The following is a 14755-nucleotide window of genomic DNA, read 5'->3' on the forward strand; positions in this document are numbered from 1 at the left end:
ATGCATCCGAAAACTCCAGGATCCCGTACGCGTATGGCAATTTCGCGCCGGCAAGCTCTCGCGTCGCTGTGCGCCATGCCGATGATGGTGAAAACCGCAGCAGCACAGATTGCGTGGCCGACGCAGGCCGTCCGCATCCTGCTGGGCCAGCCGGCCGGTTCCGGTTCAGATCCGATGGCGCGCGGGCTCGCGCCACACCTTGCTGCCGCGTTCGGCCAACCTTTCATCGTCGAGAACATGCCGGGCGGTGGCGGCATCATGGCCGCCGCCGCGGTGGCCCGAGCCACCGACGATCATACGATCGGTATCGTGCTCGGCGGCCCGACGACGACCGCGAAGGCGCTGAACCCGGCGCTCGCCTACGATCCGGCCACGGACTTCCGGCCGATCAGCCTGCTCAACCGCTCGCCCTTTGTCCTGACGGTACATCCGGGCAGTTTCGCAGGAAAGCGGTTCGCCGACGTCATCGATCATGCGCGCGCGCATCCCGGCAGCCTGTCCTACGCCTCGATCGGTCCGGGCACCGTAACACATCTCGCCATGGAGGAATTGAAAGCCCAGCTTGGCGTCGACATCGTCCACGTGCCCTATCGCGGCTTTCCGCAGGCGACGCTGGATCTGGTCGCCGGCCGCTGCCAGCTGATGTTCAACATTGCAACCGCAGCATCGGAGCATGTGGCTGCAGGGCGGTTGCTCGCGGTGGCGCAGACCGGCTCAAGACCGCTCACCGCGCTTCCCGACGTGCCGATGCTGCACGATCTCACCCCGAAATTGGAGCCGTTCTTCGGCTGGTCGGGCATGATCGCGCCGGCCAGTTTTCCGGAAGCGCGCGCAGAGAGGCTGGCAAAGGTCGTGCGCGATGCCTTAGCGACCGATCCCAACGCGCGGGGCGGCCTCGATCGCGCCGGTAGTGAGGTTCTGGGAACGGATCCCGCAGAGCTGCAATCACTCCGGGACAAGGAAGCCACGCGCTGGATCGCGGTGATCAAGAGGCTCGGCCTGCGATCGGCCGAGTGACGCGCCTTCTCGACATCATCACCAAGGGACTTTCGGTCATGAACTGCCCGGAAAACATCATCTTCATTGCATTCGCTGTCGCCAACGCCTGTCGGCTGCTGGCCTACCTGCCGCAAATCTCGGTCCTTCTGAGGCAGAAGGACGCTGCCGCGGTGTCGTCCGCGACATGGTTGCTGTTTACCGTGTCGAACGGCATCACGGCCGTCTACGCCGTGCGGATCGTCGCCGACACGGCCATGGCACTGACCTTCGCGAGCAACACGATCTGTTGCGCAACGATCGTTGCGCTCGTGCAATACAAGCGTCGAAAAATTCGGCGAGCGAAGTTGGGCGGTGTCCCCTTTGCCGAAGTCCGATAACGCAAGTCCGATCGAAACTAGGTCCGGAAGCCGACCATCGCACTCACGAAGGTGACTTCTGCTGGTCCGTTGCAAGTCGACGCTTGTAGATGCGTCCCGGCCGCTCACCGTCTCTTCCGCATCGTTTCGAGCACGATGTCGGCCGCGAGCACGCTGGGTGATTTGTTGCCGGTCGACATGATCTGATCGAGCCGAGCGAAGGCCTCGACCTGCTGCCGCCGCAGCGGCGAATCCGTCAGCACGTCTTGAAGCGCCGGTGCAAGCTTCTCCGGCGTGCAATCCTCCTGCAGGAACTCCGGAATGACATCCTGGCCGATCACGAGATTGGCAAGGATCACCGAGGACACGCGGATCGCGCGGCGCAGGATGAAGGCCTCGATGGCGCCGACGCGATAGGCCGTCACCATCGGAATGCCTGATAGCGCGAGCTCCAGCGTCACCGTGCCTGACTTGGCCAGCGCCGCGCGCGCGATGCGGAACGCGGCGCGCTTCTCGTTCTCGCCGGTCACGACCCTTGGCTTGACCGGCCAATTCGCGATGCCCTCGCGGATGGTGGCTTCCAGATGCGGCATCGTCGGCAGCACCAGTTCGAAGGTGCGGCCTTCCGCCCGCAGGCGGCCGAGTGTGGCGCCGAAGACATCGAGGTGGTGCCGGACCTCGCTGCGCCGGCTGCCGGGCAGCACCAGCAGCACCGGCGGCTCGCCATCGCGACGCGCCTGCTCCTCGGCGTTCGGCCGCAGCGAGGGCAATTGCTCGACCAGGGGATGGCCGACATAGCTGCAGGGCGGCCCGCCGAGCTTGCGGTATTCCTCAGGCTCGAACGGCAACAGCCCGAGCACGTGGTCGACATAGCCAAGCATGGTCCGCGCCCGTCCCGGCCGCCACGCCCAAAGCTGCGGCGAAACGTAATCGACGACCGGGATCGCCGGAGTCTTCGCACGCACGCGGCGGGCGACGCGATGGGTGAAATCGGGGCTGTCGATGATGACGAGCGCGTCTGGCGCGGCTTCCAGCACGGCGTCCACAGTCTTGCGGATCAATCCCAAAATCTTCGGCAATTGCTGCACCACTGCGGCGAAGCCGACGATCGACAGCTCCTCGATCGGAAACAGCGATTCGAGCCCCTCGCGTGCCATGGTGCGGCCGCCCACGCCGACGAACTGCACGCCGTCGCCGAGGCGCTGGCGCAGCACCTTCATCAAGGCGCTGCCGAGCCGGTCGCCGGACTCCTCCGTGGCGATCAGGAAGATCTTGCGCTTGGGATCACGCGCCTGCATCACGCCGGCAAACCGATGACGAAGAGATATTTCGCGTCGGCGAGCGCGATCATCGCCTGTGGCTCGGCGGCGATGGTGTTGCCGGCGATGACGGCGAGGCCGGCAAGGCCGGCCGCCGCGACACCTTCGAGAGTGCGCGGGCCGATCGTCGGCAGGTCGAAGCGCAGATCCTGGCCGCTCTTCGGCGCTTTCACCAGCACGCCGCGGCCGGCGGCCGCGCGAATGCGCCCCTCCTCGCGCAGGCGTGCGACGCGCGCGAGCAGCGCGTCGGTGCCCTCGATGTCCTCAACCGCGACCACATGGCCGTCGATCACCACCGCAGCCTGGCCGATGTCGAACGGACCGAGCGCAGTGAGCACCGCGCGACCGCGCGCGATGTCGGTCTTGCTGTTGTCGTTCGGCCAGGCGCGGCTGATGCAGCCCTCGGGCATCAGCAGATCGGGCGCGACGTCCTTGATGCCGACCATGCGAAAGCCGCCCTGCTCGAGGATGCGGCCGACACCGGACAGCAGATGATCGTCGCCGCCGCGGAAGGCGCGGATGACATTGCCGAGCAGGCGCAGCGTCGTGACGTCGAACCTTATTTCGGTCAGCGAGGGCCGCACCAGCGTGCCGATGAAGATCAGGTCGCGGCAGCCCTCCTCGCGGAACAGCCGCATCGCCCGGCCGAGCTGGCCGACCGAGATCCAGCGATGGCGGAACTTCTCCACCTGCGCCGGATCGCAGGCCCCGCGCAGCGGAAACAGCACCGGCGTGATGCCGCGGGCGGCAAGCGAGTCCGCGACTGCGAACGGCATCGCGCCGCCGCCGGCGACGATGCCGACCGGCGATGCAATCTCCGATGCCGCCGATGTCATGCCCGCGGCCATTTTCGAATCATTTCGCGATGGCGGGAAGGCAGAGCGGGCGCTTGCCCTTGCCGATGAAGTCGAGGATTTCGGCGATCGCAGGATCTTCGCCCGCGAGCGGCCTCGATGCCTCCAGCCGCTCGGCGAAGGTACCGGGGCCATGGAAGAGTTTCTGATAGAACCCGCGCACCGTCGCCAGTCGCTGCTTGGTGAACTTGCGCCGCTTCATGCCGATGATGTTGAGGCCTTCCAGCGCCGCATACTGGCCGTTGACCAGCCCGAACGGAATGATGTCGTCGCGCACGCCGCAGACGCCGCCGACCATGACCTGCGGCCCGATGCGGGTAAACTGGTGTACAGCGGACAGGCCGCCGATGAAGACGAAGTCACCGATCTCGGCGTGACCGCCGAGCGTTGCCGAGGTCGCGAAGATCACGTCATTGCCGACGTGGCAGTCATGGCCGACATGGCTGCAGTTCATGAAATAGCCGCGATCACCGACGGTGGTGATGCCGCCGCCGGCGACGGTACCGGCATTCATGGTCACGGACTCACGGAGGGTACAGCCCGAGCCGATGGAGAGCCTGGTCAGCTCGCCCCGGTAGGAGAGCGACTGCGGCGGCGTGCCGAGCGAGACGAAGGGATAGATCGTGCAATCGTCGCCGATGGTGGTCTGCGCCGTGATGTGCACATGACCGATCAGCTTGCAGTTCTTGCCGATCACGACATGGGGGCCGATGATGCAGAAGGGCCCGATCTCGGTGCCCTCGCCGATCACGGCGCCGTCCTCGACCCGCGCGGTAGGATCAATCTTACTCATCAAGCAATCTGACTCATCAAGAAGGTCTTATTAGGCGTTGAAGTCGCTCAACTTTCCGGTGGTTAGCGCGACTATGCCCGATCTGTCCAGTGACGTATCATCTCGGCGTGTTTCAGACACCGGATGAGCCGGCCGTCGCAGCGCCTCAACGCGTTCATGTGGAGCTTGAAGTCATCGTGGTCAGGGCCCTGGCAATCCTGCTCGCACAGCTGGCGACCGCGCCGATCGTGTCCGAGACGGTCGAGACCGCCGAACATCGCCTCGTCGATCTCCAGTCCTTCGAATGCCGCGACATCACCCGCAGCACGGTGCTGCAGCGGGTCTGTTACGACCCCGCGCAGCGACACCTTATCGTCGCGGCGAACGGCGCCTATGACCGCTATTGCGGCGTGACGGCCGACACTGTCGAGCGCCTGCTGGGGGCCCCGTCGATGGGCCAGTTCTTCAACCAGACTATCAAGCGCGATGTCGCGGCCGGCCGCTACGCCTGCCCCGGTCGCCACACGTACCTCGCGCACGAACGCGGCCTGCGCAGCTGACCTCGCCCCGGGCCCCTTCGCTTGAAGGCGCCTTAATCCGTCAGCATGGCGCCGACGTCGGCTTCCGCAACCACCTGCCCGTTGACCTTGGCGTCGCCGTGAAACCACCACATCGCCTTGCGGCGTCCGATCGAACGCATGTGATATTCGATGGTGTCGCCGGGCAGCACCGGCTTGCGGAACTTGCACTTGTCGATGGTGAGGAAATACACCGCGCGCGGCTTCTCGGTACCCTCCACCGAAGTGATGCCGATCACGCCGGCGGTCTGCGCCATCGCTTCGATCATCATCACGCCGGGATAGACCGGGCGCTCCGGGAAATGCCCCTGGAAGGCCGGCTCGTTGAAGGTGACGTTCTTGATGCCGATGCCGCTGTAGTCGGCCCGGATGTTGATCACCCGATCGATCAGCAACATCGGAAAGCGGTGCGGTAAAGTTCGGAGGATCGCATTGATATCCACCAGCTCGAACTTGATGGGTGATTCCGCCGTCATTCCCGTCCCTCGTTCTTCGGATCGGCCTTGCTGTCGCGTACCAGGCGCTCCACTGCGATAATTTCCTTGAACCACTGCTTGGTCGGTTTGGCGAAAAAGCCGCCCCAGCGTCCGCCCGGCGGGATGTCGTCCTTGACGCCGCTCATCGCGGTCACCTGGGCGCCATCTCCAATCTTGAGGTGGTTGTTGATGCCAACCTTTGCTCCAAGTGCCACGTTGTCGCCAATCGACAGGCTGCCGGCGAGCCCGATCTGGGCCGCCAGCAGGCAGTGCCGGCCGATCGTGACATTGTGGCCGATCTGGACCTGATTGTCGATTTTCGTGCCCTCGCCGATCACGGTGTCGCGCAAGCTGCCGCGGTCGATGGTGGTCCCGGCGCCGACCTCGACGTCGTTCTGGATCAGCACCCGCCCGGTCTGGGGCACCTTCAGATGGCCCTCGGGACCGAAGAAGATGAAGCCATAGCCGTCCTGGCCGATCGAACAGCCGGGATGGATCAGCACGTTGTTGCCGATCAGGGCGCACTGGATCACGGTGCGCGCGCCGACATTGCAGTCCCGGCCGATCTTGACGCCGGGCCCGATCACCGCCCCAACGCCGACCACCGTGCCACTGCCGATCTCCACATCCGGGCCGATCACGGCCAGGGGATCGACGATCACGCCATCCTCGAGCCGGGCCGAGGGATCGATGATCGCCGACGGCGCGATGCCGTCATTGCCGACCCAGGATTGGGGTCTCAGCGCTTCGCCGTGCCATTCCCGCGCGATCCCGACGAAGGCCCGGAACGGCTGCGCCGCCCGCAGCACGGCCACATGCGCCGGCACCTGGGCCTCGAAGCGCGGGCTCACCAGGCAAGCGCCGGCCTTGGTCGCCTTGAGCTCATCGGCGTATTTGAGGTTGTCGAAGAATGCCAGATGCATCGGGCCCGCTTCGTCCAGCGAAGCCAGGCCCGTGATGATGTGGCCGCCCCTGGCGGGATCGACCAGTTGCGCCTTGGTCAGCGTGGCAATGTCAGCCAGCGTCGAGGCAGGCGGCTTTGTGAAGAAGGTCGGCTGCGCCATTCCACCCCGTCGCGGTCCGGCTTCGGCATGAAGCGGTCGAGCCGCATCATGCTCCATCTCTTGGATTGGCACGATCCCTTGCGGAAACCGGCTCCAGTGATCCGGATCGTGCCGTGCTGATCGAATTAGAACGAGGTGCCGCCGCCGAACCTGAACTCCTGCGTACGGTCGTACTTGCCCTTGCTGAGCGGCACGGCGTAGTCGAAGCGCAGCGGACCGAACGGCGACTGCCAGATCAGGCCGACACCGACCGACGAGCGGATCACCTTGCTGTCGTCATACACGAGGCCGGTACAGGTCCCGGTGGACGAGGGATTGATCGTCGACGGGATACAGCCCGGCGTATTGACTTCGTTGGTCGCGGTCCAGCTCGTCGGGCCCTTATAATCATAGAGGCCGCCGGCATCGGCATAGACCGCACCCTTCAGACCCACTTCCTTCGGAAGGAACCAGAACGGCATCTGCAGTTCGAGCGAAGCGCCCCAGTATTTGGTGCCGCCGAGCGCGTCCTGCGTACCGAACGGGTTCAAATCGCGCGGGCCGATGCCGTTCGGGGCAAAGCCGCGGACGAGGTTCGAACCCATCTGGAAGTGATCGAGCATGCGCAGATCGCTGCCGATCTTGTTCAGCATGCCGCTTTGCAAGCGGACCAGGCCGACGATGTCGGACACCAGCGGCGTGTAGTACTTCGCATCGATGACCGACTTCAGATAGGACACGTCGCCGCCGACGCCGGCGAAATCCTGGCGGAAGTCGACGAGCAGACCGTCGGACGGGTTCTTGTTGTTGTCCAGCGTGTTGTAGGTCAGCGTATAGCCGAGCGCCGAGGTCAGCGTCTTGCCGTTCGCCAGTTCCTTGCGCACCGGCAACGAGGCTTCGCCATCGCTGTAGCAACCAAGGCCGTTGGTGGACGCAGCCAAAGGCGTGCCGGTCAGCGCGGAATAGGCCGGGCTCGGGTTGAACGCCGCGGAGAGCGGGTCGTTGTTACAGTTCGCCAGATAGCCCGGCAGCTGGATTTCCTGCTGGTAGATCGAGTAGCGCAGCTGCAGCGACAGATCTTCACGCAAGGAGAAACCCAGTCGCGGCGAGAAGCCGAGCGTCTTGGTGCCGTAGGAGATGTAGCTGTTGGATAGCTGCTGGCGCTGATAGAGGTCGAGGCCGAGCGCGACGCGGTAGTCGAGCAGATACGGCTCGACGAACGACAGCGAGTAGCCGCGTGCATATTGGCCATAGGTCACCGACGCCTTGGCGAACAGACCGCGGCCGAGCAGGTTGCGCTCGGAGACCGAGACTTCGGCCAGCGCGCCGTCGGTGGTGGAGTAACCGCCCGAGATCGAGAAGTCGCCGGTCGATTTCTCTTCCATGTCGACGATCAGGACGACGCGATCGCTCGACGAGCCGGGCTCGGTCGTGATCTTCACGCTCTTGAAGTAGTCGAGGTTCTTCAGGCGCCGCTCGGCACGGTCGACCAGCGCGCGGTTGTAGGCATCGCCCTCGGAGATGTCGAACTCGCGGCGGATCACGTAGTCGCGGGTGCGCGTGTTGCCGCGCAGGTTGATGCGCTCGATATAGGTGCGCGGACCTTCGTCGATGTTGAACACGACGGAAACGGTGTGCGCCTCGAAATTGCGGTCGCCGCCGGGCCGGACCACGGCAAAGGCATAGCCGCGGCGCGAGGCCTCGATCTGCATCTCCTCGACCGACTTCTCGACCGATTCGACGTTGTAGAGCGAGCCGACATTGACGCGCGAATAGGCGCGCAACGACGACGGATCGAAGTTCGGAATGCTGGAGCGGAAGTCGAGCGCGCCGACGCGGTACTGCGATCCTTCCTCGATCTTGAAGGTGACGTTGAAGCCCTTCTTCTCCGGATCGTATTCGGTGAGCGCGGCCACCACCTGGACGTCGGCGTAACCGTTCTTGAGATAGAAGCGGCGGATCAGGTCGCGGTCGGCTTCGACGCGGTCGGGATCGTAGATGTCACCGCTGGCCAGGAAGCTCAGCAGGTTCGATTCGCGGGTCTTGATGACGTCCCTGAGGCGGTAGGACGAGAAGGCATTGTTGCCGACGAACTCGATCGACTTGACGCCGGTCTTGGCGCCCTCCTCCACGGTGAAGATGAGATCAACACGGTTGTTCGGCTGCTCGATGATCTCCGGCGTGACGCGCACGTCGTAGCGGCCGGAGCGGCGATAGATTTCAGCGATTCGCAGCGTGTCGGACTGCACCATGGCGCGGGAGAAGGTGCCGCGCGCCTTGGACTGGACCTCGGACGTGAGCTGCTCGTCCTTGATCTTCTTGTTGCCCTCGAAGGCGATCCGGCCGATCACCGGGTTTTCCACCACGGAGACGACGATCTGGCCGCCGGCGCCACGGTTGATTCTCACGTCCTGGAACAGGCCGGTCTCGATCAAGGCCTTGAGGCCATCGTCGATGGCACCTTGATCCAGGCGGCCGCCCGGACCCGGCTTGAAATAGGAGCGGATCGTCTCCACCTCGACCCGGCGATTTCCTTCGACGGAAATCGACTGCACGGTCTGAGCGAGCGCAGACGAAGGCACGAAAACAGCCCCGACCGGGGCAACCACCGGCGCGCCGAACATGATCAGGGTTGCGAGCAAGCCACCCCGGAGTCGCAGTCCAAACTTCATCGCGCAACGCGCCCTTATCATTCCGAGCCAGACCCAACCCCAACGCCGGTCTGGAAGATTCCCCAAGTTCAGGCCGCTTGTAGCCAATTTCACCGACGCCGCAAACGGCAGAAAGCGTCGTGATTTCAATTTCATTCCAAGACGTGGCTGATCAGCAACGTCACAAAAAAGCCGCCATCAGGATGCCGCCATCCGCAGGATGTCGTTATAGGTCGCAAACACCATCAGCATGAGCACCAGACCGAGTCCGATTCGGAACCCCATCTCCTGGGTCCGCTCGGACAGGGGCCGGCCACGGACGACCTCCGCCGCGTAGAACATCAGATGGCCGCCATCGAGCAGCGGGATCGGGAACAGGTTCAGCAGGCCGATCGACACCGACAGCACCGCGCAGAGGTTGATCACGAATTGGAATCCGGCGCTGGCCGCCTGCCCCGACATCTTCGCGATGCCCAGGACGCCGCTGACCTCGTTCGGATTGCCGTTTCCGGCGAACAGCGAGCCGAGGAACTTGAAGGTGCTGGTGATGATGAACCAGACCTGCTCGACCCCGATCTTGAGCGCCTCGCCAACACCGACCGGGGTGCTCGACGCCTCGCCGGCCTGTGCCTTGTGCTCGATGCCGAGCACGCCGAGACGATGGCTGTTGCCGAACGGGTCCTTACGCTCGAGCAGCGCCGGGGTTGCGGTCAGCGAGACGATGGTCCCGTCCCGCTTGACCTGAAACGCAAGCGCTGAACCCGCATTCATCGCAACGATTCGCTGCATGTCGGCAAAGCTCTCGATCGGCTTGCCGTCGATCTGGACGACGACGTCCCCGATCTTGAATCCGGCCGCAGCCGCAGCACCATCGGCGACGACGCCGTCAACGCGCGCGATCGTGCTCGGCTTGCCGTAATACAGAGCCATCCCCGCGAAAATCAGCGCGCCCAGGATGAAATTGGCGATCGGTCCGGCCGCGACGATGGCGGCGCGCGGGCCGACCTTCTTGTGGTGGAAGCTGCCGGCGCGCTCCTCGGCCGTCATGGCCGCGAGCGTCTGGGACGAAGGGGTCGAGGCCTCGCTCTCGTCGCCGAAGAACTTGACGTAGCCGCCAAGCGGGATGGCCGAGATCTTCCAGCGGGTGCCGTGGCGGTCATTGAAACCGACCAGCTCAGGCCCGAAACCGAGCGAGAAGGTCAGGACGCGCACGCCCGCCCAGCGCGCGACCAGGAAATGGCCAAGCTCATGGAAGAACACGACGATCGTCAGGACGAACAGGAAGGGAACCGCGTAGCCGAGGAGCCCATGGCTCAACGTATTGAAACTATGGACAAAAAAGTCGATCATCGAATTCCCTCATCCAGCGCCGCAAGGCCCTGGCCCCGAACCATCTAGGATGCCTTTAAGGCAATTTGAGGCAATAGGGCGGCAGCTCTATTTCGCGCAACATGGTCAACAGAGATTGCATCATCGGCGGAGGTCAGAGGCGCCTGGTTACCGCTGCGGATCCAGTCGTCCAATGTCGCCTCCACCAGCCGGGCGATCGCGCCGAACCGGATCTTGCCGGCGATGAAGGCCGCCACCGCGACCTCGTTGGCGGCGTTGTAGACGGTGGTCGCCCCCTTCCCGGTCCGGAGCGAATCGAACGCCAGCCGGAGTCCGGGGAAGCGCTCGAAGTCGGGCGCCTCGAAGGTCAGCTGGCCGATCTTGGCGAGGTCCAGCTTGGCCGCCGGCCCCTTGATGCGATCCGGCCAGCCGAGGCAGTGCGCGATCGGGGTGCGCATGTCGGGCGCGCCGAGCTGGGCCACCACCGAGCAATCGGAAAACTCGACCATGCCGTGGATGATCGACTGCGGATGAACCAGAACATCGATCTCGTCGGGCGCTAGCGCAAACAGATAGGACGCCTCGATCACCTCGAGGCCCTTGTTCATCATCGACGCCGAATCGATCGTGATCTTCTGGCCCATGCTCCAGTTCGGGTGCTTGAGGGCCTGCGCGAGCGTCGCCTGCTCAATGTCGGCCGGCTTCCAGGTCCGGAACGGGCCGCCCGACGCCGTGATGATGACACGGACCAGTTCGTCGCGATTGCCCGAGGCGAGCGCCTGGAACAGCGCATTGTGCTCGGAATCCGCCGGCAGGATGCAGGCGCCGGCCTTGGCCGCACGCTGCATGAAGAAATCACCGGCGCAGACCAGACATTCCTTGTTGGCGAGCGCGACATGGGCGCCGCGGTCGACGGCGGCCAGCGCGGGCTTCAGTCCGGCGGCGCCGCTGACGGCGGCCATCACCCAATCGGCCGGACGCGCGCCGGCTTCGATCACCGCGCTCTCGCCGGCGCCGCATTCGGTGCCGGTCCCGGCCAACGCGGCCTTGAGCTCGGCGAGCTTGGAGGTGTCGGCGATGGCGACGAAACGCGCGGAAAACTCCTTCGCGAGCTTTGCCAGCGCTTCGACATTGCTGTTCGCCGTCAACGCCTCGACGCGGTAGCGCTCGGGCGAAGCGCGCAGCAGATCCATCGTGCTGTCGCCGATCGAGCCGGTGGCGCCGAGGACCGTGACGCTGCGGACGCTGGACGCCGCAGCCTTGTTGTTACGCAATGGGACCGCGCTCATATCCTCACCAAACCATAAGACCGCTTCCGGCGCTATGCACACCATGGCGGAGAAAGCCGATAATCCATGCCATCAGGATGGCGGCGACAAAGCCGTCCAGGCGATCCATAAGCCCGCCGTGTCCGGGAATTAAGTGACTGGAATCCTTGACATCGAAGCGCCGCTTCACCGCGGATTCGAACAAATCGCCCAATGCCGAGACGATCGAAAGGATGGCGCTGACGAGCAGCAATGGGGCCAGCTTTCCAAGCCCGCAAGCCGCAAAGCCCACCGCAACCAGAAGGCTCGCCACGAAGCCGCCCAGCGCCCCGGACCAGGTCTTTTTCGGGCTCACGCGCGGCCAGAGCTTCGGCCCGCCGATGCTGCGACCGGCAAAATATCCGCCGATATCGGTGGCCCACACCACCAGCAGCACGAACATCAGCGCCGTGAAGCCGTTGACGAGATCCTTCCGCACCAGGATCGAGGCCAGCAGCGCCGCCGCTGCGTAGGCGAAGCCCGTCGCCGCCCAAATGAACTTGCCGCGCGCGATCAGCGTCACGAGCGCGCCGCCGGCGAGGCCGATGATGACGGAGGTCTTCAGCCCGCCAAAAGCGACGGCGGCCCCCATCATCGCGATGACGATCGTCCCTGCCCCGGTCAGCGCCGCCGAACCCGCGCCGACCACCGTCAGCCATTCCGCGAACAGCCCGATCGAGACCAGGGTGACGAGCAGGACCCACAGCCAGCCACCGACATAGGCGATGGCAATGGTGAGCGGCGCCAGCACCAGCGCTGCCAGCACCCGCATCACCAGATTGCTCGGGGCAGGCTTGGCGCCTGCCGGTGCGGAATCGTGTTCGCTCACGAGGCGGTTTTCGCGACCAGGCCGCCGAAACGGCGCTCGCGCCTGGCAAATTCGGCGATCGCGGATTCGAGCGCCGCCTTGTCGAAATCGGGCCAGTGGATCGGCACGAACACGAGCTCGCTATAGGCGGCCTGCCACATCAGGAAATTGGACAGGCGCTGCTCGCCGCTGGTGCGGATGATGAGGTCGGGATCGGGAATATCGGGCGCATCGAGATGCGCGCCGAGCGTCTCGGCGTCGATCGTGCCGGGATCGCGCTGACCTGCCGCGACTTCGCGCGCCAGCTTCTGCGCCGCCTTCGCGATCTCCTGCCGCGAGCCGTAATTGAAGGCGACGACCAGCGTCAGGCGCGTGTTGTCGCGCGTCAATTCCTCGGCCTCGTTGAGCAGCGCGCAGATGTCGTTCTCCAGCCCCTCGCGCTCGCCGATGATGCGGACCTTGACGCCGTCGCGATGCAGGCTCGCCAGATCGTTGCGAATGAAGCGGCGGAGCAGACCGAAGAGATCGCCGATCTCGCTCGCCGGGCGCGACCAGTTCTCCGACGAGAAGGAGAAGATGGTGAGGTAGCGGATGCCGAGCTCGTGCGAGGCACGGACGACGCGGCGCAGCGCCTCGACGCCGCGGCGATGTCCCTCCGCACGCGGCAGGCCGCGCGCGGCCGCCCAGCGCCCGTTGCCATCCATGATGATGGCGACATGCGCGGGCACCTCGGACCGGTCGGGTCCTTCCGTTGCGGGCGCGGCGGCGTTGGACATTGGCGAGGGCCTCAAAGCATGATCCGGACCCGAAGGGCCGCGTAAGCGCAAGGTGCGGGGCGGTTTCCCGAAAAGATCATGCGCAAACGATAGCCTGAAGCGCGATGATCAATCATCGCACTTTAGACGGTCAGGATTTCCTTTTCCTTGGTGGCCAGCAACTGGTCGATTTCCGTGATCGTACCATCGGTCGCCTTCTGCACCTCGTCGGCGTGGCGCTTCTGATCGTCCTCGGACATCTCGTGGTTCTTCTCGAGCTTTTTGAGGACGTCGAGGCCGTCGCGGCGGACGTGGCGCGCGGCAACCTTGGCGGCCTCCGCATATTTGTGCGCGACCTTCACCAGTTCCTTGCGCCGTTCCTCGTTCAGCTCGGGGATCCGCAAGCGCAGCACCTGACCTTCGGTCGCGGGCGACAGGCCGAGGTTGGAATCGACGATCGCCTTCTCCACCGCCTTGACCATCGACTTGTCCCAGACCTGCACCGAGATCAGGCGCGGCTCCGGAACGCTGACGGTGGCGAGCTGATTGAGCGGCATGTGACTGCCATAAGCGTCGACCTGCACCGGATCGAGCATCGAGGCGGAGGCGCGCCCCGTGCGCAAGCCGCCGAGCTCGTGCTTCAGCGACTGGATGGCGCCCTGCATGCGGCGCTTCACTTCGTTGAGGTCGAAAGTACCCGTGGGCATCACGCTTCTCCTTCAAGATCCCGGCAACCGCTCCCGCGACCTTCCCTGAAGGCGCGCGACAGATGAGCGGTCAGCCGGCGACAATGGTTCCGTGGCCGACGCCACGCAGAATCGCGCCGATCGAACCCGGCTCCGCGATCGAGAATACGATGATAGGCAGCGACGTCTCGCGGGCAAGCGCGAAGGCGGTCGCATCCATCACCTTGTAGCCGCCCTCGATCGCCTGCGAATGGGTCAGCCGGTCGAACCGCGTCGCGGCCGGATCCTTCTTCGGATCGGCCGAGTAGACGCCGTCGACATTGGTGGCCTTCAGCACCGCCTGGGCGCCGATCTCGGCGGCGCGGAGCACTGCGGTCGTATCGGTGGTGAAGAACGGATTACCGGTTCCACCGCCAAGCAGCACGATACGTCCCTCGGCGAGGTATTTGTGCGCCGCGGTGCGGGTAAACAGCTCGGAAATCTCGGGCATGACGAAGGCCGACAGCGTGCGCGCCGGCGTGCCCTTGCGCTCGATCGCCGATTCCAGCGCGAGGCAGTTCATCATGGTGGCGAGCATGCCCATGGTGTCGCCGGTCGGGCGCGACACGCCGCGAGCCGAGACCTCGACGCCACGCACGATGTTGCCGCCGCCGATCACGACCGCGACCTCGGTGCCGAGCTTGCGGGCCGCAATCAGATCGTCCGCAACCCGGTCGACGGTCGGCTGATCGATGCCAAAGCCCTGCTGTCCCGCGAGATATTCGCCGGACAGCTTGATCACGACGCGACGATAGACCGGATCAGACATGAGCACTTTCCTCG

The 14755-nt window shown here is 64.9% G+C and carries 15 protein-coding genes; 3 read left to right on the top strand and 12 right to left on the bottom strand.

The features are described 5' to 3' along the window. Positions 1–1017: a Bug family tripartite tricarboxylate transporter substrate binding protein gene (locus CIT40_RS18380; RefSeq protein WP_094890502.1), complete on the top strand. Its 1017-nt coding sequence runs from the start codon at positions 1–3 to the stop codon at positions 1015–1017. Then, positions 1014–1376 carry a hypothetical protein gene (locus CIT40_RS18385; RefSeq protein ID WP_094890503.1) on the top strand — a complete coding sequence of 121 codons (363 nt, stop codon included), beginning with the start codon at positions 1014–1016 and terminating at the stop codon, positions 1374–1376. Before CIT40_RS18380 ends, CIT40_RS18385 begins: the two co-directional genes overlap by 4 nt. Before the next feature lie 104 nt (positions 1377–1480). On the opposite strand, the gene lpxB is transcribed toward CIT40_RS18385, so the two are convergent. From lpxB to lpxA, 3 genes are read right to left on the bottom strand one after another with little or no spacing between them, the layout of a single operon-like run. After that, complete coding sequence (lpxB, locus tag CIT40_RS18390) at positions 1481–2656, bottom strand: lipid-A-disaccharide synthase (protein ID WP_094890504.1); 1176 nt, start codon at positions 2654–2656, stop codon at positions 1481–1483. Further along, complete coding sequence (locus CIT40_RS18395; RefSeq protein ID WP_162307866.1) at positions 2653–3510, bottom strand: LpxI family protein; 858 nt, start codon at positions 3508–3510, stop codon at positions 2653–2655. Before CIT40_RS18395 ends, lpxB begins: the two co-directional genes overlap by 4 nt. Before the next feature lie 19 nt (positions 3511–3529). Next, complete coding sequence (gene lpxA / locus CIT40_RS18400) at positions 3530–4321, bottom strand: acyl-ACP--UDP-N-acetylglucosamine O-acyltransferase (RefSeq protein WP_094890506.1); 792 nt, start codon at positions 4319–4321, stop codon at positions 3530–3532. 176 nt (positions 4322–4497) lie between these two features. Here lpxA and CIT40_RS18405 point away from each other — a divergent pair, with 176 nt between their 5' ends. Then, entirely contained in the window at positions 4498–4860 is a 363-nt protein-coding gene (locus CIT40_RS18405) for a KTSC domain-containing protein (protein ID WP_094890534.1), read from the top strand. Positions 4861–4892: 32 nt separating this feature from the next. On the opposite strand, the gene fabZ is transcribed toward CIT40_RS18405, so the two are convergent. The 9 genes from fabZ to pyrH form a co-directional block, all read right to left on the bottom strand. Beyond that, positions 4893–5354: a 3-hydroxyacyl-ACP dehydratase FabZ gene (gene fabZ / locus CIT40_RS18410; protein ID WP_008131325.1), complete on the bottom strand. Its 462-nt coding sequence runs from the start codon at positions 5352–5354 to the stop codon at positions 4893–4895. Continuing rightward, entirely contained in the window at positions 5351–6418 is a 1068-nt protein-coding gene (gene lpxD, locus CIT40_RS18415) for a UDP-3-O-(3-hydroxymyristoyl)glucosamine N-acyltransferase (RefSeq protein ID WP_094890507.1), read from the bottom strand. Before lpxD ends, fabZ begins: the two co-directional genes overlap by 4 nt. Before the next feature lie 125 nt (positions 6419–6543). After that, positions 6544–9069 carry an outer membrane protein assembly factor BamA gene (gene bamA / locus CIT40_RS18420; protein ID WP_094890508.1) on the bottom strand — a complete coding sequence of 842 codons (2526 nt, stop codon included), beginning with the start codon at positions 9067–9069 and terminating at the stop codon, positions 6544–6546. Between the two features lie 177 nt (positions 9070–9246). Continuing rightward, a complete protein-coding gene (gene rseP, locus CIT40_RS18425; protein ID WP_094890509.1) occupies positions 9247–10398 on the bottom strand; it encodes an RIP metalloprotease RseP in 1152 nt (383 codons plus the stop codon). A gap of 44 nt (positions 10399–10442) precedes the next feature. Then, the gene (gene dxr, locus CIT40_RS18430) at positions 10443–11666 is read right to left on the bottom strand and encodes a 1-deoxy-D-xylulose-5-phosphate reductoisomerase (RefSeq protein ID WP_094890510.1); all 1224 of its coding nucleotides are present in this window, start codon (positions 11664–11666) and stop codon (positions 10443–10445) included. 4 nt (positions 11667–11670) lie between these two features. Then, positions 11671–12513, bottom strand: coding sequence for a phosphatidate cytidylyltransferase (locus tag CIT40_RS18435; RefSeq protein ID WP_094890511.1), 843 nt, complete (start codon positions 12511–12513; stop codon positions 11671–11673). Then, positions 12510–13268, bottom strand: a complete 759-nt coding sequence (locus tag CIT40_RS18440) for an isoprenyl transferase (protein ID WP_094890512.1) — start codon at positions 13266–13268, stop codon at positions 12510–12512. The genes CIT40_RS18435 and CIT40_RS18440 overlap by 4 nt, the downstream gene beginning before the upstream one ends. A 122-nt stretch (positions 13269–13390) precedes the next feature. After that, positions 13391–13954, bottom strand: coding sequence for a ribosome recycling factor (gene frr / locus CIT40_RS18445; protein WP_094890513.1), 564 nt, complete (start codon positions 13952–13954; stop codon positions 13391–13393). A gap of 70 nt (positions 13955–14024) precedes the next feature. Further along, entirely contained in the window at positions 14025–14741 is a 717-nt protein-coding gene (gene pyrH, locus CIT40_RS18450) for a UMP kinase (RefSeq protein ID WP_038949770.1), read from the bottom strand. Positions 14742–14755: the final 14 nt, after the last annotated feature.

Source organism: Bradyrhizobium amphicarpaeae (assembly GCF_002266435.3).
GTDB classification, from domain to species: domain Bacteria; phylum Pseudomonadota; class Alphaproteobacteria; order Rhizobiales; family Xanthobacteraceae; genus Bradyrhizobium; species Bradyrhizobium amphicarpaeae.